Source organism: Brevundimonas sp. EU05-FHT14B07 (genome assembly GCF_058790795.1).
In genome coordinates, this window is sequence record NZ_JBYTCZ010000003.1 from 316,968 (window position 1) to 341,954 (window position 24,987).

Consider the following 24,987-nt stretch of genomic DNA (forward strand, 5'->3'; position numbering starts at 1 on the left):
GTCTCTGGCTTAGATGTGGATCACACGCCCATATGCGTCCAGCGCCGCTTCGTGCATGGCCTCCGACATCGTCGGGTGCGGATAGACGATCCCGTGGATATCTTCCTCTGTCGCCTCCATGGTGATGGCGGTGACATAGCCCTGGATCATCTCGGTGACCTCGTGGCCGATCATGTGGGCGCCAATCAGCGCGCCGGTCTTGGCGTCGAAGATTACCTTGACGAAGCCGTCGGTATCGCCCGAGGCGATCGCCTTTCCGTTCACACGGAACGGGAAGCGGCCGATCTTGACGTCGCGCTTCTCGGCGCGAGCAGCCTGTTCGGTGACGCCGACCGAGGCCACCTGTGGCTGGGCATAGGTGCAGCCGGCGATCGGCGAATGGACGTTGGGCGTCTTGTAGCCAGCGATATGTTCGGCGGCGTGGATGCCTTCGTGCGACGCCTTGTGCGCCAGCCAGGGCGCGCCGGCGCAGTCGCCAATGGCGTACAGGCCTTTGACGTTGGTCTGGCAGTGGCCATCGATCTTGACGTGGCCGCGGTCCATTTCCAGACCAAGTTCTTCCAGACCGATGCCGTCGGTATTGGCGGTGATGCCCACGGCCGAGATGCAGACCTCGGCCTCCAGGGTCTCGGCCTTGCCGCCGATCTCGACGCCGACCTTCACGCCCTTGGCGTCCTTGCTCACCTTGGTGACCTTGGCGCCCAGCTTGAACTTCATGCCGCGCTTTTCGAACGACTTCTGAGCGGCCTTCGAGACCTCTTCGTCCTCGACCGGCATGATACGATCCACGGCCTCGACCACGGTCACGTCACAGCCCAAAGCGCGATAGAAGCTGCCGAACTCGATCCCGATGGCGCCCGAACCGATCACGACAATCGACTTGGGCAGGAACTTCGGGGCCATGGCCTCGCGATAGGCCCAGATGCGATCACCATCGGCTTCCAGTCCGATCTGCGGCAGGGCGCGGGCGCGGGCGCCGACGGCCAGCATGACGGACTTGGCTTCCAGACCGCGCGAACCGCCCGCCTTCAGCGCGACGACGACCTTGGGCGCGGCGGCGCCCTTCTCCAGCTTGGCCGAACCCTCGATCACCTCGATCTTGTTCTTCTTCATCAGGAAGCCGACGCCCTGATTCAGTTGTTTGGCCACGCCACGCGAGCGCTGGATGATGGCGTCGAAATCGAACGACGCGCCGGACGCCGACAAGCCGTACTCCTTCAGGTGGCTCAGGCTCTCGAACTTCTCGCCCGACTTCAGCAGGGCCTTGGTCGGGATGCACCCCCAGTTCAGGCAGATGCCGCCCAGGTTCTCGCGCTCGACGATGGCGACCTTCAGGCCCAACTGGCTGGCGCGAATGGCCGCGACATAACCGCCGGGGCCCGAGCCGATGACGACGAGATCGAATTCAGCAGCCATTAGATCAACTTCTCGATGTCGGCCTTGATGGCCTCGGGTTCAGTCTGCGGGGCATAGCGGGCGACCACCCTACCCTCGCGGTCGGTCAGGAACTTGGTGAAGTTCCACTTGATGGCTTTGGAGCCCAGGAAGCCGCGCTTCTGTTCGGTCAGCCAGGCGTAAAGCGGATGTCGGTTCGGTCCGTTGACCTCCACCTTGTCGAACAGGGGAAAGGTCACGTCGAAACTGGTGGCGCAGAAGGCGGCGATTTCCGCCGCCTTGCCCGGCTCCTGCTCGCCGAACTGGTTGCAGGGAAAGCCCAACACCTCGAAAGGCTGATCAGCAAACGCGCGGTGCAGCTTTTCGAGGCCGTCGTACTGCCCCGTAAAGCCACACTTGGACGCCGTATTGACGATCAACAACGCCTGACCGAGAAAGCGATCGAGCGAAACGTCCGTGCCGTCGATGGCGCGGGCGGAGAAGTCATAGACCGAGGTCATGACTTCCTCTCCCTTACGCCAGCATCGCGACGGGATCTTCGATCAGCGGCTTGAACGCCTGCAGGAAGCGGGCGCCGGTCGCGCCGTCCACCACGCGGTGATCGCAGGTCAGGGTCACGGTCATGACCGTGGCCGGTACGACCTGGCCGTTCTTGACGACCGCGCGCTGCTCGCCTGCGCCCACACTCATGATGCAACCCTGCGGCTCATTAATGATCGAGGTGAACTGCTTGATGCCGAACATGCCCAGGTTGGACACCGAGAAGGTGCCGCCCTGGAACTCTTCGGGCTTCAGCTTGCGGTCGCGCGCGCGCTTGGCCAGGTCCTTGGACTCTGTCGCGATCTGCGCCAGGCCCTTGGTTTCGGCCTTCTTGATGATCGGAGTGATCAGGCCGCCATCGATCGCCACCGCCATGGAGACATCGGCGTTGTGGTGCATGGCGATGCCTTCCGGCGTGTAGGAGGCGTTCGCCTCCGGCACCATCTTCAGGGCCAGGGCGGCGGCCTTGATGACGAAGTCGTTGACCGAAACCTTGATCCCTTGCGGCTCCAGCATCTTGTTGACCTTGGCGCGCACGGCCATCAGCTGGTCGATTTCGCAATCGATGAACAGCGGGAAGTGAGGCACATTCTGGACGCTGTCGACCATGCGACGCGCCACGGCCTTCTTCATGCCGTCCAGCGGGATCAGGTCGTAGCTGCCGTCTGGAATGCCCATCTGCGCCAGAGATTGCGCCTTGCGCGGCTCGGCTGCGGTCGTGGCGGGCGACGCCGAAGAGGCGGTCGCCGGTTGGGTCGAACCCTTGCCAGCGGCCTCGACGTCGCGCTTGACGATGCGGCCGTGGGGACCGGTGCCCTTGATCGATTTCAGATCGACGCCGTTCTGAGCGGCGATACGTCGAGCGAGCGGCGACGAGAAGATGCGATCTCCGCTGTCCGACTTCGGCGCGGCGGGCGCCGGAGCGGCAGGCGTAGTTGTCTTGGGCGCCTCGGCAGTAGCCGGAGCGGCCTCGGCCTTGGGCGCTTCTTCCGTCTTGGCGGCGGGTTTTTCGGCCGGCTTGGGTGCGGCCGCGCCGCCCTCGTCCTTCAGGCGGGCGATGGGCGTATTGACCTTCACGCCTTCCGTGCCTTCAGCGACCAGGATGTCGGTGATCTCGCCTTCATCCACGGCCTCGACTTCCATCGTGGCCTTGTCGGTTTCGATCTCGGCGATCACGTCTCCGGCGGACACGACGTCTCCGACCTTGACGTGCCACTTGGCCAGAACGCCCTCCTCCATCGTCGGAGACAGGGCCGGCATCAGGATGTCGGTCATCAGGCGTTCCCCCCGGTTGGCGCGATCGGTTCGGCGACAGTGCGGACGTCATTCGCCTTCACCACTTCGCTGAGACCTTCGAGGATGCGGTGGTAGGCCGCAGTTTCATCGTGTTGATGACGCACGGCATAACCGTGCGCCATGTGTCGCGCCGCATAGGCCAGCAGCCGACCGAACTGTATGGGATCGTTGAAGGCCGGTTTGACAGACATCACCGGCTCGTCCTTCGACCACCACATCCGAAGGACTTCGATGGCCTTGGGGTCAGCAGCGACGCTGTCTGGCGTCGTCAGCATGAACTCCGATGCCTCGGTCATGCCATCACCTGTTTCACGGCGGCGATGATCTTGTCCACGCCCGGCAGCGACAGCACTTCCAGATTGGCGGCATAGGGCAGCGGCACGTCTTCCTGGTGCACGCGTAGCGGCGGGGCATCCAGATAATCGAAGGCGTGCTCAATGACGCGGGCCACGACCTCGGCGCCGACGCCCATCGGACCCCAGCCCTCTTCGGCCGAGACCAAACGGTTGGTCTTCTTGACGCTCTCGACGATGGTCTCGTGATCCAGGGGGCGCAGAGTGCGCAGGTCGATCACCTCAGCCTCAATACCCTCCTCGGCCAGCTTCTCGGCGGCCTGCAGGGCGAAGCCGACCATGCGGCTGTGGGCGGTGATGGTGACGTCCTTGCCTTCGCGACGGACCTTGGCCTTGCCGATCGGCAGGACATAGTCCTCGACCTCCGGCACATCGAACTCCAGGCCGTACATCATCTCGTGTTCGAGGAAGACGACCGGGTTCGGGTCACGAATGGCGGCTTTCAGCAGGCCCTTGGCGTCGGCCGCGTCGTACGGCGCGATGACCTTCAGACCCGGCACCTGCGCATACCAGGCCGAGTAGTCCTGGCTGTGCTGGGCGCCGACGCGCGAAGCAGCGCCGTTCGGACCGCGGAAGACGATAGGCGCGCGGATCTGACCGCCCGACATATAGAGCGTCTTGGCGGCCGAGTTGATGATGTGATCGATCGCCTGCATGGCGAAGTTGAACGTCATGAACTCGACGATCGGCTTCAGGCCCGACATGGCGGCGCCGACGCCCAGGCCGGCGAAGCCGTGCTCGGTGATCGGGGTGTCCACGACGCGCTGGTCGCCGAACTCCTGCAGCAGGTCACGGCTGACCTTGTAGGCGCCCTGGTACTGGGCGACTTCCTCGCCGATCAGGAAGACGCGGTCATCGCGGCGCATCTCTTCGGCCATGGCGTCACGCAGGGCGTCGCGCACGGTCGTCTTGACCAGTTTGGCGTCGGCCGGAATTTCCGGGTCGCGCAGTTCGACCTTGGGTGTCGCGGTCTGGGCCGGGGCCTTTTCGGGATCGCCAGTCTTACCCTCGGCCGCAGCCTTGGGCGCCTCAGCTTCGCCCTTTGCGGATTCAGCCTTGGGCGCAGGCGCCGCTGCGCCGTCTTCGCCGGCCAGACGCGCGATCGGCGTGTTGACCTTCACGTTCTCGGAGCCTTCGGCGACCAGGATTTCCAGCACTTCGCCTTCGTCCACGGCCTCGACTTCCATCGTCGCCTTGTCGGTTTCGATCTCGGCGATCACCTGGCCGGCCGACACGGTGTCGCCCGCCTTGATGTGCCACTTGGTCAGCGTGCCCTCTTCCATCGTGGGGGACAGCGCCGGCATCAGAATGTCGGTCACGGATCAGGCCTCCACGTAGACGTCGGTATAGAGCTCGGACGGATCGGGTTCCGGGCTCTCTTGGGCGAATTGAACAGCTTCGGCGACGATCGCCTTGATTTCGGTATCGATGGCCTTGAGCTCGTCCTCGGTCGCCTTGGCGGCCGACAGCAGCATTTTCAGGTGATCGATCGGGTCGCGGGTCTTCTTGACCTCGTCGACCTCTTCCTTGGTCCGGTACTTGGCCGGGTCAGACATCGAGTGACCGCGATAGCGATAGGTCTTCACTTCCAGGATGAAGGGACCGCCGCCTTCGCGGGCGCGCTTCACCGCACGCGCCGTCGCGTCACGCACGGCCAGTACGTCCATGCCGTCCACCTGCTCGCCCGGAATGCCGAAGCTGGCGCCGCGCTGATACAGTTCGGTCGTCGACGACGAGCGCTCGATGCTCGTGCCCATGGCGTACTGGTTGTTCTCGATGATGTAGATGGCCGGCAGCTTCCACAGCTGCGCCATGTTGAAGCTTTCGTACACCTGCCCCTGGTTCGAGGCGCCGTCGCCGAAATAGACGAAGGCCACCGAATCGTCGCCGCGATACTTGCCGGCGAAGGCCAAACCGGTGCCCAGCGCCACCTGGGCGCCGACGATGCCGTGACCGCCATAGAAGCCGGTCGGCACGTCGAACATGTGCATCGATCCGCCCTTGCCCTTGGACGAACCGCCGCTGCGGCCGGTCAGCTCGGCCATGACCTCTTTCGGATCCATGCCGGCGGCCAGCATATGGCCGTGGTCGCGGTATCCGGTGATGATCTTGTCGTGGCCCTGTTTGACGCTCTCCTGAACACCGACCGCCACGGCCTCCTGCCCGATGTACAGGTGGCAGAAGCCGCCGATCAGACCCATGCCGTACAGCTGGCCTGCACGCTCTTCGAAGCGGCGGATCAGAACCATCTCGCGATAGAAGCGAAGAAGATCTTCCTTGGACGCCGTCGGCGTGTTGGGCAGTTTGTCAGGCGTGGTCGTCTGAGCGGATTTGGCTGGGGCTTTCGCCATCCGGTATCTCCCGGCTAGGCGCCGAGAACCGACGCCTTCTTATCGTTACGGAAAGGGGCTTTAGCAGCCTTCCTTCCGGTAACGCAAAGGGGTGCGGGCCGCCCTGTAACAATAGTTCAAGTGGTGAAGGTCGCTCAGCCTTGGGCGGCCGGGGCCGAGACGCGGATCACATAGTCGCGCGGATCGGAGAAGCCGAGCACGGCGCGCGCGCGCTCTTCCAGAAGGTCGCGAGACAGGCTGTCTGTGCGCAGGTAGCGGACCCGTGTCTCAAGGTCGCGGCGCTGCTCGGTCAGATGCGCCAGTTGGTCCTCGCGCTGCCCCAGCAGGGCGTCGCGAGACGATCCGCTCAACAGTCCGCGCTCGCCCGTCAGCGCCTGCACCCCGAGATAGGCCAGAAGCAGCAACAGGGCGAGGGACAGGCGGTAAGGTTTCATCCGTTCGGGCACTTGAGACGCTCCTTCTGAGCGCGAAAACACAGTTCAGAAACCGTGCCCGAAAATGCCTAACGAAATGTAGCTTGACCGTAAGAATGTCGGCGGAAAACGCTGATTCTCCGCCGACAATTCCGATTTCTATTTGAGTAGCATACCGTCGCCGAAATAGACGCCCTGATCGCCCAGCATTTCCTCGATGCGGAGCAACTGGTTGTACTTCGCCACGCGGTCAGAGCGGGCCAACGAGCCCGTCTTGATCTGACCGCAGTTTGTCGCCACGGCCAGGTCGGCGATGGTGTAGTCCTCGGTCTCGCCCGACCGGTGGCTCATCACGGCGGTATAGCCCGCGCGGTGGGCCATATCGACGGCGTCCAAGGTTTCCGACAGGGTGCCGATCTGGTTGACCTTGATCAGGATCGAGTTCGCTAGACCTTCGCCGATACCGGCGGCCAGACGCGCCGGATTGGTCACGAACAGATCGTCGCCGACCAGTTGGACGCGGTCGCCCAGGCGCTCGGTCAGCAGGCGCCAGCCGTCGAAGTCATCCTCGGCCATGCCGTCCTCGATCGACACGATCGGGAAGCGTTCGCACAGGTCGACCAGATAGGCGGCCATGCCTTCGGAATCGACGGTCTTGCCCTCTCCGGCCATGACGTATTTGCCGTCCTTGAAGAATTCGGTCGAGGCGACGTCGAGGCCCAAGTGGAAATCCTCGCCCGCGAGGTAGCCCGCCGCCTGGCCCGCCTTGGTGATGAAGCTCAGCGCCTCATCGGCCGAGGCCAGATTGGGCGCAAAGCCGCCCTCGTCGCCGACGTTCGTGTTGTGCCCGGCGTCCTTCAGTTGCTTTTTCAGGGCGTGGAAGATTTCGGCGCCCATGCGCACGGCGTCAGAAAACGTCTCGGCGCCGGTGGGCAGGATCATGAACTCCTGGATGTCGATCGGATTATCGGCGTGGGCGCCGCCGTTGATGATGTTCATCATCGGGGTCGGCAGGACGCGGGCCGAGACGCCGCCCAGATAGCGATACAGTTCCTGATTGGCCGACAGGGCGCTGGCCTTTGCGACCGCCAGAGACACGCCCAAAATCGCATTGGCGCCCAGACGGCCCTTGTTGGGCGTGCCGTCCAGCTCGATCATCGCCTCGTCGATCCGGCGCTGCTGCTCGGCATCCATGCCGGACAGGGCGTCAAAGATTTCGCCGTTGACGGCGTCGACCGCCTTCTGGACGCCCTTGCCGCCCCACATGTCCTTGTCGCCGTCACGCAGTTCGACCGCTTCGTGCGCGCCCGTAGACGCGCCGGACGGAACGGCGGCGCGGCCAAACGAACCATCTTCCAGCGTGACATCGACCTCGACCGTCGGATTGCCCCGGCTGTCGAGGATCTGGCGGGCGACGATGTCGGCGATGTCGGTCATGGCTCGGCTCTTTGGCTCAAGGGGCAAGGGAGGTCCGACGGTTTAGCCGCCTCCCCACCAAACGCCAATGCCGACATCGTCGCCAGGCGTCAGGAACAGCCCTCGACGAGCTGGATCGAAGGATCACCCGCGTGGACCATCATTACCTTGCCGTCGCTGCCGATCTCATATCGAACGCCGCGCGCCGATGGATCGGTGACATAGGTCGTCGATCCGCCCTTCGACCAGACGAACAGATCCTCGGCCGGCGCCTCCTGGTATTTGTGCGGCTGGGCGAAAACCGCGCCGCCATAGGCTTGCTTGATCGCCATGGCCGTATCGCCCACCCCGAATCCACGATCGGTCTTCGTCGTCGCACCGCGCGCCAGGGTGATTCGCGTCAGCACGCCGTTCTGGACCATCACCTGCACATCTGCTGGCGCGTTTGCCGGATGGAACTGGTCACAGACTTCGGGCTCGGCGCCGCCGACGGCGTTCGGTTGGGAGTCCTCGCCCCAGACCTTCACCAGTTCGGCGCGCGTCATGCCGATTCGCACCGGCCCCAGACCTTCTGCCGTCAAAGCGTTCGGATCGGCGGAGGGCGTAGCGGGCGTCTCGTTCGCCGAAGCGACCGGCGCTGCGGCGGGCTCTGAGACGCGCTCTTCGGCGCGATTGCAGGCGGCGAGGCTAAGCAGCGCGCAGGCGCTGACGGCGGTGAAACGAATCATCATGCGGCGTCTCCCATGGAAGCTTCACCGCATTGAACGCACGAAAACGGCGCGCGGGTCACCGCGCGCCGTCGAAATCGTCATCCGACCGAAGTCGGGGTCGCCTGAAAGACTAGTCTTCCTTCGGCGTGATGACCTGACGACCGCGATAGGTGCCGGTCTTCAGGTCGATGTGGTGCGGGCGCTTCAGCTCGCCGGTGTCCTTGTCCTCGACGTAGACGTTTGAGGTCAGGGCGTCGTGGGCGCGGCGCATGTTGCGACGCGAGGGAGATACTTTACGCTTCGGAACGGCCATGTCCGTCTCAATCTTCTAAGTCGGGCGCCGCCCAGAGCCGAGCTCCGTCTAGCGCGAAAACAATAGCGGCGGCCCTCAGGACCGCCACGCGAGGCGCGGCTTATGCATGAACCGCGCGACGATTTCAAGGCGTTTAAGCAGCCGTCAGACGCCGGACGATCTTCGCAGGATTGCCGACCACCACCACGTCGGACGGCACGTCCTTCGTCACGACCGATCCCGCGCCGATCACCGAACGATCGCCGATGGTGACGCCCGCCAGAACGATCGCGCCGCCGCCGATCCAGACGTCGTCCCCGATGACGATCGGCCGCGCCGTCTCCTCGCCCCGGCGGGCGACCGCGTCCAGCGGATGCTCCGGCGTCAGCAGCTGGACGCCTGGCCCAGCCTGGAAGTTGTCGCCGATAAGGATCTCGGCGCAGTCCAGGAACACGCAGTTGGCGTTCGCAAAGGCCCGCGCGCCCAGATGTATGTTGACGCCGTAGTCGCAGAAGAAGCCCGGCATGATGATCGCCTTGCCGTCGGCCGCATTGACCAGTTCGTTGACCAAGGCGCCGCGCCGATCGCGATCCGGCTCGGCGTTGATGGCGACGGTCAGGGCCACGGCGCGGGCGCGACCGTCGCGCAGATCGGGATCGCCCGGATCGTAAGGCAAGCCCGCCAGCATCTTCTCGCGCTCGGTCATGCGGCCTCCGTCAGAGCGGAGGCCACAGCTTCACCGATGGCCAGGGAACTGGTCAGGCCAGGGCTTTCGATGCCGAACAGCGCCATCAGACCATCGATGCCGTGATGTTCGCGGCCATGAAGCTGAAAGTCCGGTTGCGGCTCGCCCGGCCCATGCAGTTTGGGCCGAATGCCGGCGTAGTCCGGCGTCAGGGCGCCGTCGGGCAGACCCGGCCAGAAACGACGAATGTAGGTGGCGAACTCTTCGGCCTTGGCAGGATCGACCGAGTAATCCTCGGTTTCGACATAGGCCAGGTCGGGCCCGAACACGGCCTGACCACCCAGATCCTTGCGATAGTGGGTGCCCAGCGCGCCGGGGATGGGCGGCGGATAGATCAGGCGGTCGAACGGCGCCTTGCCCGTCAGCCGGAAATAGACGCCCTTGCCGAAATGTCGGGCAGGGATGTCACCGAGAGGATAGCCTTCGATCAACGCCGCCACCGCCTGGGCCGACAGTCCGGGCGCGGTGACCAGAAGGCGGCTGGCGACCTGCATCGCCCCCTCCCCGCCGACACGGATCGTGAAGCCGCCGCCCGCCAGCGGCTCTGCGCCTTCGAACGGCGCCGAGACCACGACCGACCCGCCCGCATCCTCGATCTCGCCCTGCAGGGCCAGCATATAGCCGTGGCTGTCGAACAGCCCGCTCTCGGGCGACAGGATGGCGGCATGAGCATTCAGTTCGGGTTCCAGCGCCCGCGCCTGTGCGCCGGTCAGATGCGCCAGCCCTTCGACGCCATTCGCCGTCGCCTGTTCGAAGATCGCCTCGATCTGCTCGACCTCTGATTCCTGCGTCGCCACGACCAGCTTGCCGCATTTCCAGTGATCGATCTTGCGGCTGGCCAGGAAGTCGTAGAGCGCACGGCGTCCCTCGACGCAGAAGCGGGCCTTCAGCGATCCGGTCGGGTAATAGAGGCCGCCGTGGATCACCTCGGAATTGCGGGAGGAGACGCCCTGGCCGATGTGGCCTTCCTTCTCCAGCACCAGCACCGTCAGGCCTCGTTTCGACAACGCCCGACCGCAGGCCAGGCCCACAGCCCCGGCGCCCACGACGGTCGCGTCGAAATCAAAACTCATCGGACGTCGTATCTCCGTTTCGCCTCGGCCTCGAAACAGCCGATCAGCTTTTCCACGGCCCGGTCGAAGTTCGCCGACAGCATCATGTCCAGCATCCGGGACTTGAAGGCGAAGTCGATCATGAACTCCAGCCGCGTGCCGCCGGGATGAGGAAGGAACTCCCAGCGGTTCTTCAGGTGCTTGAAGGGCCCGCGCAGCAAGCCGACCTCGACCTTCGGCGCATTACGATCATGCCGGACCCAGGTAGAGAACCGCTCCTTTAGAAAGGAAAACCCGACGCTGGCCTCCGCGTCCTGCAAGCCGACGCCCTCGCCTTCCTCGCGCGCGTTCCAGACGCGCATCGACGTCACCCACGGCACGAAGTCGGGATAGGCACGCACGTCGGCGACCAGATCGGCAAGCTGTTCGGGCGCATAGGGAAGAATGCGCGTGACGCGGTGGACGGCCATTCGGAACTTAGCGGCGCAGCTGCGCCTCGCGCGCCGCCTTCAGCCGGGCGAAATCGTCTCCGGCGTGGTGCGACGAACGCGTCAGCGGGCTGGACGACACCATCAGGAAGCCCTTGGCCCGGGCGATCGCCTCATACGCCTTGAACTCTTCCGGCGTGACGAAGCGGTCGATCGCGGCATGTTTGCGCGTCGGCTGCAGGTACTGGCCGATGGTGATGAAGTCGACGCCGGCGGACCGCATGTCGTCCATCACCTGCATGACCTCTTCTTTGGTTTCGCCCAGGCCGACCATGATGCCGGACTTGGTGAACTGGTTCGGGTCGCGCTCCTTGACCATCTGCAACAGGCGCAGGCTGTGGAAGTAGCGCGCGCCCGGCCGGATCTTCAGATACAGGCGCGGAACGGTCTCCAGGTTGTGATTGAAGACGTCGGGCTTGGCGTCGATCATTACGGCAGCCGCCCCGTCCTTTCGCAGGAAGTCGGGCGTCAGGATCTCGATGGTGGTGTCCGGCGCCTGGATGCGGATCTGGCGCACCACCTCGGCGAAGTGGGCTGCGCCGCCGTCGGCCACATCGTCGCGATCGACCGAGGTGATGACGACGTGGTTCAGGCCCATCTGCTGGACAGCCAAGCCCACCTTGCCCGGCTCTTCCGGATCCAGCGGCTGAGGCAAGCCCGTCTTGACGTTGCAGAAGGCGCAGGCCCGCGTGCAGGTGTCGCCCATGATCATCAGGGTGGCGTGTTTCTGGCTCCAGCACTCGCCGATGTTCGGGCAGGCCGCCTCTTCACAGACCGTCACCAACCCCTTGGAGCGAACGATCTCCTTGGTGGCGTTGTATTGACCAGAGCCCGGCGCCTTGACCCGCAGCCAGTCGGGCTTTTTCAGAACGATCGACTCGGGCCGGTTCTGCTTTTCGGGGTGACGCAGCTCGGACGGCTTGCGCTGAAGGGTGTCGATCAGGGTGACCATGGCCGGTATTTCGGACTTTGAGGCCGTTTAGGCAAGGCACACCGGGTAACAGACTTGCCGCAGGCGTGATCGCGCATCGGAACTCACGCGACGTTACGCATCTTTTCAAGATGACGCGGCGTCATTAATGACAGTCGCCCGAACAACAGAGAGGGCCGCCCGCGTCCTCCGTAGGAGACGCGCTTGCGCCAGGCCCTGGATCCCTCGCTTTACGACTCGACCCTGATCGACGCCCTGATCGATGCGCGGTCGCGGTTCGGCGACAAGGAAATCCTTGAGGATCAGGACCGGCATCCGCTGACCTACACCGGCCTGATCCGCGCCGCCTTCGTGCTAGGCCGCAAGATCGCCAATATGACCGACAAGGGCGAGCGGGTCGCCATCCTGCTGCCGTCGTCCATGGGCGTCGTCGTCACCTTCTTCGGTCTGCACGCCCACGGTCGTGTGCCGGTGATGCTGAACTTCACCGCCGGCGAAGCCAATCTGAAGGCGGCGATCAAGGCCTCGGGCGTCAAGAAGGTGCTGACCGCCAAACGCTTCATTGACCAGGCCAAGTTGGACGACCTGATCGTCGAACTGAAGACGGTGGCCGAGGTCGTCTGGCTGGACGATGTCCGCAAGACCATCGGCTTGGCCGACAAGCTCTACGGCCTCGCCGCCGGCGCGGCGCCCAAGCGGTTCCGCGTGAAGACGGACCCCGATGCGCCGGGCGTCGTCCTGTTCACCTCCGGCAGTTTCGGCACGCCCAAGGGGGTGGTGCTGAGCCAAAAGAACCTCGTCGCCAATGCGCGTCAGGTAGCGGCCCACATCGACCTGCTGCCCGAATGGGTGATGTTCAATCCCCTGCCGACCTTCCACTGTTTCGGCCTGACCGGCGGGGTCATTCTGCCGCTGCTGCAAGGGTTGAAGGCGTTCCAGTATCCGTCGCCGCTGCACGCCAAACAGATCACCGACCTGCTGCCCCAGGTGAAGGCCTCGATCCTGTTCGCGACCGACACCTTCCTGAACCAGTACGGCCGCGTCGCCGAGCCGAACGACTTCTCGACGCTGAAGTTCGTCGTCGCCGGCGCCGAAAAGGTGCGCGAGGAAACCCGCACCCTGTTCAACACCAAGTTCGGCGGCGTCGAACTACTGGAAGGCTACGGCGCAACCGAGGCCTCGCCCGTGATCGCCGTCAACCATCCTGACCGAAACGCGCCCGGCACGGTCGGTCAGGTGCTGCCCGGCATCGACTGGAAGCTGGAGCCCGTTGAGGGCATCGAAGCAGGCGGTCGCCTAATGCTGCGCGGGCCCAATGTCATGAGCGGCTATGTCACCTCGGCCGAGCCCTTGCAGTGGGATCCGATTGGCGACGACTGGCTGGACACCGGCGACATCGTCGATGTGACCGACGACGGCTATGTCACCATCCGCGGCCGCGCCAAGCGCTTCGCCAAGATCGGCGGCGAGATGGTCTCACTAACCGCCGTCGAAGGGATCGCCGGCGCCGTCTGGCCGGATCAGCGCCACGCCGTGGTGTCGATTCCGGACAGCCGCAAGGGCGAGAAGCTGGTGCTCGTCACTGACCACGCAGACGCTGAGGTCGCGCCCCTGGCCGAATGGGCGCGAACCAACGGCGCGCCCGAACTGATCGTGCCGAAAAAGATCGTCAAGGTCGCCGAGGTCCCCGTCCTGGGCACCGGCAAGACCGACTATGTGTCGATCCAGAAGATGGTCGAGGCCGAGAAGGCGGCCTGATCAGCCGATCCGGACGCCCGTCATCGAGATCGAGCCGCCGTCGATACGGTCGTTGAAGAAGCTGACCGCCTCGCCCGGCTCCTGCTGGGCGGCGATGTAAAGCACCGGCAGGAAATGTTCGTCGGTCGGCACGCTCAGTTGCGCGTCCTCGGCCAGACCCACCCAGTCGATCAGCGCTTCATGGTCGCCCCGTTCGAACGCCGTCTTGACCGCCTCGTTGAAGCCGGTCGCCCAGGCGTAGGGCTCTGCGCCGTCCTCGCGCTTCCAGGTCCGCAGATTGTGGACGAAGTCGCCCGAGCCGGCGATGACGATTCCCTCGTCGCGCAGCGGTTTCAGCGCCTTGGCCAGTTCGTAATGCTGGCGCGCCGTCAGCTCGCGATTCAGCGATAACTGAACCACGGGCACGTCTGCCTCTGGCCAAACATGGCACAGCACCGACCAGGTCCCGTGATCCAGGCCCCACCCTTGCGTCTGAACTGCGCCGGTCAGCGCCGACACCCGCGCCGCCAGCGTAGGCGACCCGGGCGCCGGATACTGCATCTGATGAAGTTCGCGCGGGAAATTGCCGAAGTCATGGATGGTTTCGGGATTCTCCTGCGCGGTGACGCCCAGCCCGCGCGTCTCCCAGTGGGCGGAGATCATCACCACCCCCATGGGCTTGCCGATCGCTTCGCCCAGCGCATGCCAGGCGGCCCCATAGGGACCGCCAAGCGCATTCATGGGCGAACCGTGGCCGAAGAAGACGGCGGGCTGGCGCATCAGGTCAGCCGTGCAGCTTCTTGGCCAACTCGGCGATATGCTTGCCCTGGAACCGGGCGCCGTCCAGCTCGACGTCGCTGGGCTGACGCGAGCCGTCACCGCCCGTGATCGTCGATGCGCCATAGGGCGAGCCGCCGTGGATGGCGTCCAGCGTCATCTGCCCCTGGAAGGAATAGGGCAGACCCACGACCGGCATGCCGTGGTGCATGAAGAAGTTGTGCAGGCCTTGGAACGTCGTCTCCTGACCGCCGTGCTGTGTCGCCGTCGCGGTAAAGGCCCCGCCAACCTTGCCGATCAAGGCGCCCGAGAACCACAGGCCGCCGGCCTGATCCAGGAAGGCGCGCATTTGCGACGCGGCCGAACCGAAGCGGGTGCCGGCGCCGATGATGATGGCGTCATAGTCCTTCAGATCGTCGATCTTCGCGATCGGCGCCTTTTGATCCAGCTTGTAGTGCGAGGCCTTAGCCAGCTCTTCCGGCACGGTTTCCGGCACGCGCTTGATGTCCACGACGGCGCCGTCGACCTCGCGCGCGCCTTCGGCGACCGCCACGGCCATGGTTTCCAGGTGACCATAGGTCGAATGATAGAGGACGAGGACTTTCGGCATCGAGGAGGCTCCGTTGAATGGCAACGGTCGTCATTCGCAACAACGACCGTTGCTAACTTGGCGCGCTGCCAGCCGTTCCGCAAGTCCCCGACCTCAAATCACGTCTCGAAGGGACAGATGGTATCGTAAAAGGTCTCGTCGCCCGGCGTGGGGCGACCGCGACGACAATGGAAACGGTGCTCCATCACCATCGCTTGCTGTTCGATGTTCAAGGCGTCCCAACGGCAGGTCAGTTCCACGCGGTAGGCATAGGAGGCGGGTGTGTCCCCAGCTTTCAGCTTGGCGAACAGCAGATTGACGCCCTGCTGGGCTTGCCAGACGTGCGTCAGTTCATGGATCAGGACGCCCTGCATGCGAACCGGCGCTGCCGCGAAGTCGGAGACGAGCTGCGCTTGAGGCCACACGATCCAGTCTCGCCCGAACCAGCGTCCAGCCACGAAGGCGCGGCGGAAAGGCCAGCCGATAAAACGGACGGGCGCCAGGTCGATTGCAGCGCCGAACGCCTCTCGCGCTAGGCCCTTTTCAGCTTCGGTCAGGGCGCGAACGAAGGATCCCAAGGCTTCACATACTCCCAGTGCCACGGCTCATAGACATAGGGCACAAAGCCGAAACGCCCAGCGTTCGCAACCAGCCAGCGATAGGTCTTCGACCGCGCCATATATTCGCGACTAACCGGGGTGGTGGAATCGACACCCAGACCCGGCGCCTGGCCGATATACAGATCGACCGCCGTGCCGGTCCGATGCGGCGAGCAGACGGCGCGGCGCAGGCCGTCGCAGTTGCCCTGCTGCGCACAGCGCGCCGCGTCCGCCTCGGGATCGCGGAAGCCGGAGAAGATCTGCAGCAGTTCTGGATCGGCCCCCACCTCCGGAACCTCCGCCCGCGCGGCCGCGACCAGCCGACGATAGGCGTCCAGCACGTCGCGGCGCAGCAGACGTGTCAGACGGTCGGCATGCTCTTCAGATTCGACCAGATAGCCCAGTTGATTGATCGGCGGCGGCTCGGGACAGGCTCCGCTGACGCGCGCCATGACGAACGGCCGCCGCTCCTGCCAAAGGCCGCGAAACACCTGGAATGTCGCCGCATCGAACAGGCCGGTCGGCGCGAGGCCGTGCGTCTGCTGAAACCCCGCCAGTTGCGATGCGAAGATCGGCGTGCCGGGCCCGCAGGCCGTATGCAGTTCGCGCTGGATCAGCGGCAGATAGGCCTGCCACCCCCACTCCGCCGCCCCGAACGGCGCCCATTCCATGCCGTAGGCCGACCCCGCGTTCGCCAGTCCCTGCGCCTGCCAGCCGTCGGCGTTGGTGTGACAGGGCCCGGCCGCACGCGCGCCGCCGGCAAACGTCAGAACGAAGCAAACGGACAGGAACGCAAAAAGGCTTCGCCACATGTCCCACAGGAAGCCCCAAGCCGGTCGATCTCACAAGTGCATGCGTCACCGATCGCTGGCATGGTGACGCGCGGCCGACTCGCGCCGCGCCTTTCGGACCGACGCATGTCCACCGCCGCGCCGACCGCACCCCGCCGTTCCAACGCCGTGCTCGCGGCCTTTTCCGGCCCGTGCCTGCCGCTGGCGGCCTTTGGCGTCGCCCTGCCCGTCACCCTGCCGGAATTCTACGCCACCTATGTAGGCCTGGAGCTGGGAGTCGTGGCGGCCGTCTTCATGGCCGTGCGCCTGATCGACATCGTCTTCGACCCCTTCATCGGCTGGGGCATGGACAAGACCAAGACGCGGTTCAGTCGCTATCGTCCGTGGATGGCGATTTCGACGCCGATCCTGATGCTGTCGGCCTTCATGATGTTCGTCGTGGTCCAACCGGGCGCCGGACCTGCCTATCTGTTCGGCTGGCTGCTGGTCCTCTATCTCGGCTTCTCAATCGGCACCCTGGGCCAACTCGGATGGGCCGCCGTGCTTGCGCCGCAGTATGACCAGCGCAGCCGCGTCTATGGCTGGTGGCAGGTGTTCAACATCATCGGCGTGATCCTGATTCTGGTGCTGCCGACCGTGGTGGTTCAGACCGGCATCGGAAACTATTCCGACGGCGTGCGCATCATGGGCTGGGCCATCCTGATCGCCCTGCCCGTCACCATCGGCCTGGCCATGGTGGCCGTCCCGGAGCCCGTAAATGCGGGCGACCAGCCGCACGGGGGCGCCAGCGCCTATTTGGCTCTCCTGAAGATGCCCACGGTCCGGAAGCTCTTGATCGCCGACCTGCTGCTGGGCGTCGCGCCGGGCATCACGGGTTCGCTGCTGTTCTTCTTCTTCGGACAGATTAAGGGTTACGACCACAGCCAGGCCGGCCTGTTCATGTTGTTCTATTTCGTCGCCGGTCTGTGCGGCGCGCCGATCTGGGCATGGCTGGCCACGCGGATCGGCAAGGACAAGGCCCTGGCCGTCGCCAGCCTGATCTTCGCGGCTCTCTATATCGCCGCCACCCTGGTTCCCGGCGGCAACTTCATGCTGACGGCAGGCGCCATGTTCATCGCCGGCCTGCCCTATGCGGCCGGCCTGTTCCTGTTGCGCGCCATGATGGCGGACGCCGGCGACGAGGTGCGGCTGGAGACGGGCGTGGATCGCACCGGACTGATGTTCTCCATCCTGTCCGCGACGACCAAGATCGGCCACGTGGTCGCGCTGATTCCCTACCTGATCCTCCAAGGTGTGGGCTTCAAGGCGGTGCCGGGCCCGATGGGCAACAGCGCCTTTTCACTACTGACGCTCCAGATCCTGTTCATTCTGGTCCCCGGCCTGCTGCTGGCCGCCGCCGCCTGGGTGCTGAAGGGCTATCCCTTGACGCCGAAGCGGCACGATGAAATCCGCCTCGCCCTGGAAGCTCGTGACGGAGCCCGCCGTTGAGACCGATCGACCGCCTGCTCGGCGTCATGGAGCGGTTGCGCGATCCCGTCGGCGGCTGCCCCTGGGACGTGGAGCAGACCTTCGCCACCATCGCCCCCTATACGATCGAGGAGGCCTATGAGGTCGCCGACGCCATCGAGCGCAACGATCTGGTCGAGCTGAAGGGCGAACTGGGCGACCTGCTGTTCCAGGTCGTCTTCCACGCCCGCATGGCCGAGGAACAAGGGCTGTTCGCTTTCAACGACGTGGTCACGGCCATCGCCGACAAGCTGAAACGTCGCCATCCCCACGTCTTCGGCGACGAAGCCCAGCGCTCGTCCAAGGAACAGACTGTCGCTTGGGAAGCCATCAAGGCCGCCGAGCGCAAGGACCGCAAGAAGCCGGGCGTCCTGGACGATGTGCCGGTCGGCCTGCCCGCCCTGACCCGCGCCGCCAAGCTGACAAAGCGCGCCGGTCGCGTCGGCTTTGACTGGCCATCCACCGATGAGGTGTTCGACAAGCTGGCCGAAGAGGTCGAGGAATTGCGCGTCGAGATCGCCGCTGGCGACAAGGCCAAGGCGCGCGAAGAGCTGGGCGATCTTCTGTTCGTCGTCGCCAACCTGGCGCGCAAGCTGGACGTCGAACCCGAAGACGCCCTGCGCGCCGCCAACGCGAAGTTCGTGCGTCGCTTTGGCTTCATCGAGGCCGAGCTGGCGAAGGACGGCCGCACGCCCGACCAATCGGACCTGGCCGAGATGGACCGCCTCTGGGACGCCGCAAAGGTCGCCGAAAAGGCCGCGCCTGAAGCCTGAGCGACCCGCGTGAACTACGACCTGATAATCTTCGACTACGACGGCGTGGTCGCCGACAGCGAGGTGCTGAACAGCACCGTCATGGCCGAGCAACTGACCGCCATCGGCCTGCCGACCTCGCTCGACGACGTCTTGGCCGCCTATACGGGCAAGCGCTGGCGTGACAATCGGCCGGTCGTCGAGGCGGCCTTGGGTCGTGCCTGCCCTGCCGACTTCCACACCACATGGTTTGCGACCTGCCGCCAGCGCGCGCCGCACCAGCTTGAGCCCGTGCCCGGTCTGCTGGACTTCGTCGCCGCCCGGACCGAGCCTCGCTGCATCGCCTCGTCCAGCGGCCCCGACTGGATCGGCGTCGGCCTGAACCTATTCGGCCTGACGGATCATTTCGACGGCTCGGTCTTCACCGGTCTGGTGGTCGAACGCGGCAAGCCCCACCCCGACATCTTCCTGCACGCCGCCCAGACGATGGGCGTCGATCCGACGCGCGTCCTGGTTATCGAAGACAGCGAGGCGGGCGTCACGGCAGGCGTCGCGGCCGGTATGACGGTCGTGGGACTGACGGCGGGCGGCCATGTTCGCGACGGCCATGCCGAGCGCCTGACGGCCCGCGGCGCACACCACATCGCCGACAGCTATACGGCCGTCTCCGCCTTCATGGATCGTCAGAGGTAGCGCAGTTCCTGAAGATCGACGTCACGGAACAGCTTCTTGGCCGTCACCTCATCCAGCTGACGCGCCCTCATCAATCGACGCAACTCCTCACGCTCGGCCGCCAGCGCCGCTAGCCACAGACGACGCTCGATATCGTCCATCTTGCGCGTCAGGGCGGCGTCTTCCTCGTCCGTGCGGGTGTGGGTCTCGATCCGCTGGCGATAGGTTTCCATGATCCGGCCGGCGATGTCGGAATAGAGGTCGGGGTTGGGCTTGCCCTCCGCCATGGCGTGCGACGCGTCCTCGATGGCGCGCAGGGCGGCCGAAGCGGCCGCGACCCGGCCGCGATCCTCTTCCTGCTCATGCGACGGCTCCGGCGGCAGTTCGACGTTCTTCAGCAACCGGGGCAAGGCGAAGGTCGCCAGCACCAGCGAAACCACGATCACACCCGCCGCCAGGAAGATCGCAAGGTTCCGCGACGGCATCGGCGATCCGTCGCCCAAGGCGAATGGAAGGGTCAGGATACCCGCCAGAGTGATCGCGCCCCGCACGCCCGCCAGAGACATCACCATGGTCAGCCGCAGACCGACCTTGGCCGGCGGCCCACGATGGCGGCGAAACAGGGTCAGCTTCAGCGAGGTCCAGACCCAGACGAACCGCAGCGCCGCCAGGGTGGCGACGATGCCGAACACATAGACCGCCAGCCACCAGACCTCGGGCCGGCTGGTGCCCGCCACCACCTCGGCCGCGCGCGACATGATCGAGGGCATCTGTTCGCCCAGGATCACGAAGATGATGCCGTTGGCGACGAACTGAACCGTGTCCCACACGACGCTGCGCCGGATCCGCGTCATCGCCATCGACTGGCCGGCGATGCCCCCACGCTCGGTGAAGCTCATCGTCACCCCGGCCGCAACCGCCGCCAGAATGCCGGACGCGTGCAGTTCTTCCGCGACCAGATAGGCCGCAAACGGGATCAGCAGGCTGACCAGAATCTGCGCGCCCACGTCCTCTCCCCAGCGTCGGCTGACAAAGCTCTTGGCGTAGCTGATGGCCATGGTGACCAGAACGCCGACGGCGACCCCGACCAGAGCCAGCCAGGCGAACGTCCCGACCGCATGACCGATCGAAAACGCTCCCGTCGTCGCGGCGGCGACCGCGATCCGCATGCAGGTCAGGCCCGTCGCATCGTTCAATAGCGACTCGCCTTCCAGAATGTGCATCAGGCGCTTCGGGATCGGCGCTCGTGCCGCGATCGCCTGAACCGCGATGGGATCGGTCGGCGACAGGATGGCGGCCAGGGCGAAAGCCACCGGCAGCGGCATCTCCGGGATCATCCACCAGATCAGGAAACCCAGACCGACGACGGTGAACAGCACCAGCCCCAGCGCCAACTCAAGGATCACCGCCCGGTCGCGAAACAGGTCTTCCTTGGGAATTCGCCAGCCGTCCAGAAACAGCAGCGGCGGCAGGAACAGAAGAAAGAAAATGTCGGGCTCAAGATCGACCGTCTTGCCCGTGATCAGCACGATGGCGGCGCCCAGCCCGATCTGAACCAACGGCAAGGCGATGCGCGTGATCCGCGCGATCGAACCCGACACCACCACGGCTAACAGCAGAAGCAGGACGGTTTCGATCAGATGCATGAAAACTCAGTCGGTCAGGTCGGGATACAGGCGCTCGAATCGCCCAAGCGCCGCAGGGTGCAGCCGGACCGTGACGTGAGTACGGCCAAGCTCGTCCGCATCGCGCGACGTGACCCGCCCATGTTCGTACAGCCACGCCAAGGCGTCGCCCTGATGCGGTTCGAGCGTCAGCTGAGTCTCGGGATCGTCGTCGATCAGGCCGGCAATGATCTGGCGCAGAGGCTCGATCCCCTCCCCCGTCCAGGCTGAGACGGCGACCGCCTCACCGTCCTTCGCCAACCGTTCGGCCTGACCCAGCACAGTCTCGCGCGCCTCGTCGTCCAGCAGGTCGATCTTGTTCCAGACCTCCAGCACCCGGCGCGTCTTGCCCTCTGGCGTCTCGATCTGTTTCAGCACGGCCTCGACGTCCTTGGCCTGGGCCGCGCTGTCGGGCGAGGCGATGTCGCGGACGTGCAGGATCAGATCGGCCTCGCCGACCTCCTCCAGGGTCGCGCGGAAGCTCTCGACCAGTTCGTGGGGCAGGTCGGAGATGAAGCCGACCGTATCCGCCACGATGGCCGGTCGCCCTTGCGGCAGCCGGATGGTGCGCTGAGTCGTGTCCAGAGTGGCGAACAACAGGTCCTTGGCGAAGACCTCCGACCCCGTCAGTCGGTTGAACAGCGTCGACTTGCCGGCATTGGTGTAGCCGACCAGGGCGATCGTCGGGAACGGCGCCTTCTGACGCTGCTTGCGGTGCAGGCCGCGCGTGCGTCGCACCTCTTCCAACTCGGACTTCAGCCTGACGATGCGGTCGGCGATCAGACGCCGGTCCAGCTCGATCTGGGTTTCGCCGGGCCCACCGGTCGAACCGGTGCCGCCACGTTGCCGCTCAAGGTGGGTCCAGGTCCGCACCAGCCGCGACCGCTCATAATCCAGTCGCGCCAGCTCGACCTGAAGCCGCCCCTCCTTGGTCCGCGCGCGACGGCCGAAGATTTCCAGGATCAGGCCGGTGCGGTCGATGACCTTCACCTCCCACGCCTTTTCCAGATTGCGCTGCTGCACCGGCGTCAGGGCGTCGTCGATGATGACAGCCTCGGCGTCTGCGGCGCGCACGAGCGCGGCCAACTCCTCGACCTTGCCCGTGCCGAACAGGGTCGCTGGCGTGGTGCTGCGCAGCCGAACGATCTCTTCGGCGCGCACATCGAGGTCCAGCGCGCGGGCAAGGCCCGCAGCCTCCTCAAGCCGTTCGCTCGCCAGCCGGGGACTGTCCGAGCGTCGGTCGGGGTGAATGACGACCGCCCGGATCAGCGGGACGGTGTGGTCGATCAGTTTTTGGGTCAATCAGTCTTCTTCGGCGTCGGGCTCGTACAGTTGAACGGGCGCGGACGGCATAATGGTTGAGATGGCGTGCTTGTACACCAGCTGGGACTGGCCATCGCGGCGCAGCAGGACACAGAAGTTGTCGAACCAGGTCACGATGCCCTGCAACTTGACTCCGTTGACCAGGAAGATGGTCAGCGGCGTCTTGGTCTTGCGGACCGAGTTGAGGAAGGTGTCCTGAAGGTTCTGACGTTTGTCTTGCGACATGGCAGGTTTTTCCTGTTCTTCGTTGTTCGTCGCCGTGGGAGCGGCGGGGCCGATGCAGCCAACCGCGACCTTAACCGCCGCCCGGCCGCTCGGGCAACGCCCTAAATGGCCCCTCGACGCGCCTGTTCAAGATAGAGTTCTCGCAGGCGGGTCGCGACGGGGCCGGGCTGGCCGTCGCCGATCTTCACGCCGTCCAGCGAAACCAACGGCATGATGAAGGCGCTGGCGGCGGTGACGAACACTTCGCGTGCGCGTTTCGCTTCATCGACCGAGAAGGCGCGTTCTTCCAGTTCGACACCCTCGGCGGCGGCGAGCTCGAGGACGGCTGCTCGCGTGACGCCCCGCAGGATATTGGCTTGGATGTCCCGCGTTCTCAGCCTGCCGTCCTCATCCACGATCCACGCATTGGTCGATGCGCCTTCGGTGATCAGACCCATGTCGTCATACATCAGGCACTCGTAGGCTCCGCGCTCGCGCGCCGCCTGTTTGGCCAGCACATTCGGCAAGAGACCGACGGTCTTTATATCGCAACGCCCCCAGCGAATATCGGGCTGGGTGACGCCGGCCGCGCCGTTTTGCGCCAGACGCTGACTCCGCGCCGGATCGATCGACTTGGCGGTCACGACAACACTGGGCGCGACATCGACCGGAAAGCCATGATCGCGTGGCGCCGTGCCGCGTGTGATCTGCAGATAGACCATGCCGTTGCGCACACGATTGCGCCGCACGGTCTCGCGCAGAACGACGCCCAAGGCGCCGGCGCTCATCGGAATGTCGATCTTCAGTTCGTTCAGACTGCGGTGAAGGCGGCTCATATGACCTTCGAAATCGCCCAGCCTCCCGTCGAAGACCGACCAGACCTCATAGACGCCGTCTGCAAACTGGAAACCGCGATCCTCGATATGGACCACGGCCTCGCCATGCGCGCTATACGCGCCATTCACATAGGCGACGCGTGACATCAGGCCGGCTCTTCTTCATCGCCGCCGCGCGCTGGCGAGACGCCCAGCGACTTCAGCTTTCTATGCAGGGCCGATCGCTCCATGCCGATGAAGGCGGCGGTGCGCGAGATATTGCCGCCGAACCGCATGATCTGCGCCGCCAGATACTCCCGCTCGAAGACCTCGCGCGCCTCCCGCAGCGGCAGGGCGATGGTGCGCTCGCCGCCCAGGTTCGCCGTCCCGCCGTTAGAGGTCGCCACCTCCTGCGGCAGCATGTCGGCGGTGATCGTTTCCGCCGGATCGCCGGTCGCCAGGATCAGCAGACGCTCGATATTGTTGCGCAGCTGGCGGATGTTGCCGGGCCACGGGTGGACTTGCAGCACCGCCACCGCATCGTCCCCGACGATGCGTTTGGGCAGCCCTTGCGAGGCGCTGATCGTGTCGACGAAATATTCGACCAGTTCGGCGATGTCCTCGCGCCGTTCCGACAGCGGCGGGACACGGATCGGCACCACATTCAGACGGTGGAACAGGTCTTCGCGGAAACGTCCCTCTGCGATCTCGGCCTTCAGATCGCGCGAGGTCGACGTCACGACGCGGACATCGACCTGCACGTCCTGCTCTCCGCCGACACGCCGGAACCGCTGGTCCACCAGAACGCGCAGGATGCGGCTCTGGCTCTCGCGCGGCATGTCGCTGATTTCGTCCAGATACAGCGTGCCGTTGTGGGCGCGTTCGAACACGCCGATCTTGCGCGGACGGCCGTCCTGGCCCTCCTCGCCGAACAGTTCGACATCCAGACGTTCCGGCGTCATTCCGGCGGCCGAAATCGCGACGAACTCGGCGCGCGCGCGCGGGCTGGCTTCGTGGATCTGACGCGCAACCAGTTCCTTGCCCGAGCCGGCCGGTCCGGCGATCAGGACCCGACTGTTGGCCTGCGCCACCTTGGCGATGGTGCTGCGCAAGGCCTGCGCAGCCTGTGATCGGCCGATCAGACCCGACGGCGTCATGGTCGCCGCGCGCAGGCGGCGGTTCTCGCGCCTTAGCGTCGCCGCCTCGATGGCGCGTTCGACCACGACAACGAGCCGATCCGACTTGAACGGCTTTTCAATAAAGTCATATGCGCCACGCTTCAGCGCCGTCACCGCCGTCTCGATGTTGCCGTGACCGGAAATCATCACCACCGGCAGGTCAGGGTCCAGTTCCTTGACCACTTCCAGCAGCTCCAGCCCGTCCAGCCCGCCGCCCTGCATCCAGATGTCCAGGATCGCCAGCGACGGCTTCCTTGCCCGGATCGCCGCCAGGGCCTCGTCGGAGTTTGCGGCGACGCGCACGGCATGGCCCTCGTCCTCAAGCAGGCCGGACACCAGGTCGCGGATGTCGGCCTCGTCGTCGACAACGAGAATGTCGGAACCGGTTGGTCGCATCT

At 65.2% G+C, this 24,987-nt stretch carries 27 protein-coding genes; 4 read left to right on the forward strand and 23 right to left on the reverse strand.

The genetic code is table 11. The features are described 5' to 3' along the window. Positions 1–9: 9 nt before the first annotated feature. The 14 genes from lpdA to lipA all read right to left on the reverse strand — a co-directional run bounded on the left by lpdA (position 10) and on the right by lipA (position 12,003). Positions 10–1,416, reverse strand: coding sequence for a dihydrolipoyl dehydrogenase (gene lpdA / locus AC3WRC_RS09520; RefSeq protein ID WP_492303674.1), 1,407 nt, complete (start codon positions 1,414–1,416; stop codon positions 10–12). Then, the gene (locus AC3WRC_RS09525; RefSeq protein ID WP_492303675.1) at positions 1,416–1,895 is read right to left on the reverse strand and encodes a glutathione peroxidase; all 480 of its coding nucleotides are present in this window, start codon (positions 1,893–1,895) and stop codon (positions 1,416–1,418) included. The genes lpdA and AC3WRC_RS09525 overlap by 1 nt, the downstream gene beginning before the upstream one ends. 13 nt (positions 1,896–1,908) lie before the next feature. Continuing rightward, on the reverse strand, positions 1,909–3,210 hold the full coding sequence (locus tag AC3WRC_RS09530) for a pyruvate dehydrogenase complex dihydrolipoamide acetyltransferase (RefSeq protein WP_492303676.1): 1,302 nt from the start codon (positions 3,208–3,210) through the stop codon (positions 1,909–1,911). Then, positions 3,210–3,527, reverse strand: coding sequence for a DUF5076 domain-containing protein (locus AC3WRC_RS09535; protein ID WP_091746652.1), 318 nt, complete (start codon positions 3,525–3,527; stop codon positions 3,210–3,212). The genes AC3WRC_RS09530 and AC3WRC_RS09535 overlap by 1 nt, the downstream gene beginning before the upstream one ends. Then, a complete protein-coding gene (locus tag AC3WRC_RS09540) occupies positions 3,524–4,903 on the reverse strand; it encodes a pyruvate dehydrogenase complex E1 component subunit beta (RefSeq protein ID WP_492303677.1) in 1,380 nt (459 codons plus the stop codon). Before AC3WRC_RS09540 ends, AC3WRC_RS09535 begins: the two co-directional genes overlap by 4 nt. A 3-nt stretch (positions 4,904–4,906) precedes the next feature. Then, on the reverse strand, positions 4,907–5,935 hold the full coding sequence (gene pdhA / locus AC3WRC_RS09545; RefSeq protein WP_091746646.1) for a pyruvate dehydrogenase (acetyl-transferring) E1 component subunit alpha: 1,029 nt from the start codon (positions 5,933–5,935) through the stop codon (positions 4,907–4,909). 134 nt (positions 5,936–6,069) lie between these two features. Then, complete coding sequence (locus AC3WRC_RS09550; RefSeq protein ID WP_017504845.1) at positions 6,070–6,369, reverse strand: FtsB family cell division protein; 300 nt, start codon at positions 6,367–6,369, stop codon at positions 6,070–6,072. Positions 6,370–6,507: 138 nt separating this feature from the next. After that, a complete protein-coding gene (gene eno / locus AC3WRC_RS09555) occupies positions 6,508–7,785 on the reverse strand; it encodes a phosphopyruvate hydratase (protein WP_039243670.1) in 1,278 nt (425 codons plus the stop codon). An 89-nt stretch (positions 7,786–7,874) separates the two neighbouring features. Next, positions 7,875–8,495 carry a hypothetical protein gene (locus tag AC3WRC_RS09560; protein ID WP_492303678.1) on the reverse strand — a complete coding sequence of 207 codons (621 nt, stop codon included), beginning with the start codon at positions 8,493–8,495 and terminating at the stop codon, positions 7,875–7,877. A gap of 109 nt (positions 8,496–8,604) precedes the next feature. Next, positions 8,605–8,787: a 50S ribosomal protein L32 gene (gene rpmF, locus AC3WRC_RS09565; RefSeq protein ID WP_026108365.1), complete on the reverse strand. Its 183-nt coding sequence runs from the start codon at positions 8,785–8,787 to the stop codon at positions 8,605–8,607. Positions 8,788–8,920: 133 nt separating this feature from the next. Then, entirely contained in the window at positions 8,921–9,472 is a 552-nt protein-coding gene (locus AC3WRC_RS09570) for a sugar O-acetyltransferase (RefSeq protein WP_492303679.1), read from the reverse strand. Then, entirely contained in the window at positions 9,469–10,584 is a 1,116-nt protein-coding gene (locus tag AC3WRC_RS09575) for an NAD(P)/FAD-dependent oxidoreductase (RefSeq protein WP_492303680.1), read from the reverse strand. The genes AC3WRC_RS09570 and AC3WRC_RS09575 overlap by 4 nt, the downstream gene beginning before the upstream one ends. Beyond that, the gene (locus tag AC3WRC_RS09580; protein ID WP_492303681.1) at positions 10,581–11,033 is read right to left on the reverse strand and encodes a type II toxin-antitoxin system RatA family toxin; all 453 of its coding nucleotides are present in this window, start codon (positions 11,031–11,033) and stop codon (positions 10,581–10,583) included. Before AC3WRC_RS09580 ends, AC3WRC_RS09575 begins: the two co-directional genes overlap by 4 nt. Before the next feature lie 7 nt (positions 11,034–11,040). Further along, complete coding sequence (lipA, locus tag AC3WRC_RS09585; protein ID WP_492303682.1) at positions 11,041–12,003, reverse strand: lipoyl synthase; 963 nt, start codon at positions 12,001–12,003, stop codon at positions 11,041–11,043. Positions 12,004–12,186: 183 nt separating this feature from the next. Between lipA and AC3WRC_RS09590 the strand changes: the two genes are divergently transcribed. Next, positions 12,187–13,740, forward strand: coding sequence for an AMP-binding protein (locus AC3WRC_RS09590; protein WP_066624756.1), 1,554 nt, complete (start codon positions 12,187–12,189; stop codon positions 13,738–13,740). On the opposite strand, the gene ygiD is transcribed toward AC3WRC_RS09590, so the two are convergent. From ygiD to AC3WRC_RS09610, 4 genes are all read right to left on the reverse strand, one after another. Next, on the reverse strand, positions 13,741–14,499 hold the full coding sequence (gene ygiD, locus AC3WRC_RS09595) for a 4,5-DOPA-extradiol-dioxygenase (RefSeq protein ID WP_492303683.1): 759 nt from the start codon (positions 14,497–14,499) through the stop codon (positions 13,741–13,743). It lies immediately after the preceding gene. A 4-nt stretch (positions 14,500–14,503) separates the two neighbouring features. Beyond that, positions 14,504–15,106, reverse strand: a complete 603-nt coding sequence (gene wrbA / locus AC3WRC_RS09600) for an NAD(P)H:quinone oxidoreductase (protein WP_492303684.1) — start codon at positions 15,104–15,106, stop codon at positions 14,504–14,506. Between the two features lie 98 nt (positions 15,107–15,204). Continuing rightward, the gene (locus AC3WRC_RS09605) at positions 15,205–15,663 is read right to left on the reverse strand and encodes a hypothetical protein (RefSeq protein WP_492303685.1); all 459 of its coding nucleotides are present in this window, start codon (positions 15,661–15,663) and stop codon (positions 15,205–15,207) included. Then, positions 15,639–16,496 (reverse strand): D-alanyl-D-alanine carboxypeptidase family protein, encoded by an 858-nt coding sequence (locus tag AC3WRC_RS09610; RefSeq protein WP_492303686.1) that lies wholly within the window; start codon positions 16,494–16,496, stop codon positions 15,639–15,641. Before AC3WRC_RS09610 ends, AC3WRC_RS09605 begins: the two co-directional genes overlap by 25 nt. Positions 16,497–16,601: 105 nt before the next feature. On the opposite strand from AC3WRC_RS09610, the gene AC3WRC_RS09615 reads away from it, so the two are divergent. From AC3WRC_RS09615 to AC3WRC_RS09625, 3 genes are read left to right on the forward strand one after another with little or no spacing between them, the layout of a single operon-like run. Beyond that, positions 16,602–17,963 (forward strand): MFS transporter, encoded by a 1,362-nt coding sequence (locus AC3WRC_RS09615; RefSeq protein ID WP_492303687.1) that lies wholly within the window; start codon positions 16,602–16,604, stop codon positions 17,961–17,963. Then, on the forward strand, positions 17,960–18,754 hold the full coding sequence (mazG, locus tag AC3WRC_RS09620) for a nucleoside triphosphate pyrophosphohydrolase (RefSeq protein ID WP_492303688.1): 795 nt from the start codon (positions 17,960–17,962) through the stop codon (positions 18,752–18,754). Before AC3WRC_RS09615 ends, mazG begins: the two co-directional genes overlap by 4 nt. 9 nt (positions 18,755–18,763) lie before the next feature. Next, complete coding sequence (locus AC3WRC_RS09625) at positions 18,764–19,426, forward strand: HAD family hydrolase (RefSeq protein ID WP_492303689.1); 663 nt, start codon at positions 18,764–18,766, stop codon at positions 19,424–19,426. On the opposite strand, the gene AC3WRC_RS09630 is transcribed toward AC3WRC_RS09625, so the two are convergent. From AC3WRC_RS09630 to ntrX, 5 genes are all read right to left on the reverse strand, one after another. Then, positions 19,417–21,051 carry a Na+/H+ antiporter gene (locus AC3WRC_RS09630; RefSeq protein WP_492303690.1) on the reverse strand — a complete coding sequence of 545 codons (1,635 nt, stop codon included), beginning with the start codon at positions 21,049–21,051 and terminating at the stop codon, positions 19,417–19,419. The two genes, AC3WRC_RS09625 and AC3WRC_RS09630, sit on opposite strands and share 10 nt — an antisense overlap. A gap of 6 nt (positions 21,052–21,057) precedes the next feature. Then, positions 21,058–22,371, reverse strand: coding sequence for a GTPase HflX (gene hflX / locus AC3WRC_RS09635; protein WP_492303691.1), 1,314 nt, complete (start codon positions 22,369–22,371; stop codon positions 21,058–21,060). Continuing rightward, positions 22,372–22,617, reverse strand: coding sequence for an RNA chaperone Hfq (hfq, locus tag AC3WRC_RS09640; protein WP_003164861.1), 246 nt, complete (start codon positions 22,615–22,617; stop codon positions 22,372–22,374). A 101-nt stretch (positions 22,618–22,718) separates the two neighbouring features. Continuing rightward, positions 22,719–23,579, reverse strand: a complete 861-nt coding sequence (locus AC3WRC_RS09645; protein WP_492303692.1) for a D-amino-acid transaminase — start codon at positions 23,577–23,579, stop codon at positions 22,719–22,721. Then, the gene (gene ntrX, locus AC3WRC_RS09650) at positions 23,579–24,985 is read right to left on the reverse strand and encodes a nitrogen assimilation response regulator NtrX (RefSeq protein ID WP_066551406.1); all 1,407 of its coding nucleotides are present in this window, start codon (positions 24,983–24,985) and stop codon (positions 23,579–23,581) included. The genes AC3WRC_RS09645 and ntrX overlap by 1 nt, the downstream gene beginning before the upstream one ends. Positions 24,986–24,987 lie beyond the last annotated feature (2 nt).

Excerpts from the sequence above, each read along its gene's own strand:
- AC3WRC_RS09630 (WP_492303690.1), bottom strand. The coding sequence starts at position 21,051 with ATGCATCTGATCGAAACCGTCCTGCTTCTGCTGTTAGCCGTGGTGGTG.
- eno (WP_039243670.1), bottom strand. The coding sequence starts at position 7,785 with ATGACCGACATCGCCGACATCGTCGCCCGCCAGATCCTCGACAGCCGG.
- AC3WRC_RS09580 (WP_492303681.1), bottom strand. The coding sequence starts at position 11,033 with ATGGCCGTCCACCGCGTCACGCGCATTCTTCCCTATGCGCCCGAACAG.
- AC3WRC_RS09535 (WP_091746652.1), bottom strand. The coding sequence starts at position 3,527 with ATGACCGAGGCATCGGAGTTCATGCTGACGACGCCAGACAGCGTCGCT.
- wrbA (WP_492303684.1), bottom strand. The coding sequence starts at position 15,106 with ATGCCGAAAGTCCTCGTCCTCTATCATTCGACCTATGGTCACCTGGAA.
- pdhA (WP_091746646.1), bottom strand. The coding sequence starts at position 5,935 with ATGGCGAAAGCCCCAGCCAAATCCGCTCAGACGACCACGCCTGACAAA.
- AC3WRC_RS09575 (WP_492303680.1), bottom strand. The coding sequence starts at position 10,584 with ATGAGTTTTGATTTCGACGCGACCGTCGTGGGCGCCGGGGCTGTGGGC.
- lpdA (WP_492303674.1), bottom strand. The coding sequence starts at position 1,416 with ATGGCTGCTGAATTCGATCTCGTCGTCATCGGCTCGGGCCCCGGCGGT.
- AC3WRC_RS09645 (WP_492303692.1), bottom strand. The coding sequence starts at position 23,579 with ATGTCACGCGTCGCCTATGTGAATGGCGCGTATAGCGCGCATGGCGAG.
- AC3WRC_RS09615 (WP_492303687.1), top strand. The coding sequence starts at position 16,602 with ATGTCCACCGCCGCGCCGACCGCACCCCGCCGTTCCAACGCCGTGCTC.
- AC3WRC_RS09560 (WP_492303678.1), bottom strand. The coding sequence starts at position 8,495 with ATGATGATTCGTTTCACCGCCGTCAGCGCCTGCGCGCTGCTTAGCCTC.
- ntrX (WP_066551406.1), bottom strand. The coding sequence starts at position 24,985 with ATGCGACCAACCGGTTCCGACATTCTCGTTGTCGACGACGAGGCCGAC.
- rpmF (WP_026108365.1), bottom strand. The coding sequence starts at position 8,787 with ATGGCCGTTCCGAAGCGTAAAGTATCTCCCTCGCGTCGCAACATGCGC.
- lipA (WP_492303682.1), bottom strand. The coding sequence starts at position 12,003 with ATGGTCACCCTGATCGACACCCTTCAGCGCAAGCCGTCCGAGCTGCGT.
- AC3WRC_RS09610 (WP_492303686.1), bottom strand. The coding sequence starts at position 16,496 with ATGTGGCGAAGCCTTTTTGCGTTCCTGTCCGTTTGCTTCGTTCTGACG.
- hfq (WP_003164861.1), bottom strand. The coding sequence starts at position 22,617 with ATGTCGCAAGACAAACGTCAGAACCTTCAGGACACCTTCCTCAACTCG.
- AC3WRC_RS09525 (WP_492303675.1), bottom strand. The coding sequence starts at position 1,895 with ATGACCTCGGTCTATGACTTCTCCGCCCGCGCCATCGACGGCACGGAC.
- ygiD (WP_492303683.1), bottom strand. The coding sequence starts at position 14,499 with ATGCGCCAGCCCGCCGTCTTCTTCGGCCACGGTTCGCCCATGAATGCG.
- AC3WRC_RS09570 (WP_492303679.1), bottom strand. The coding sequence starts at position 9,472 with ATGACCGAGCGCGAGAAGATGCTGGCGGGCTTGCCTTACGATCCGGGC.
- AC3WRC_RS09550 (WP_017504845.1), bottom strand. The coding sequence starts at position 6,369 with ATGAAACCTTACCGCCTGTCCCTCGCCCTGTTGCTGCTTCTGGCCTAT.
- AC3WRC_RS09530 (WP_492303676.1), bottom strand. The coding sequence starts at position 3,210 with ATGACCGACATCCTGATGCCGGCCCTGTCTCCGACGATGGAGGAGGGC.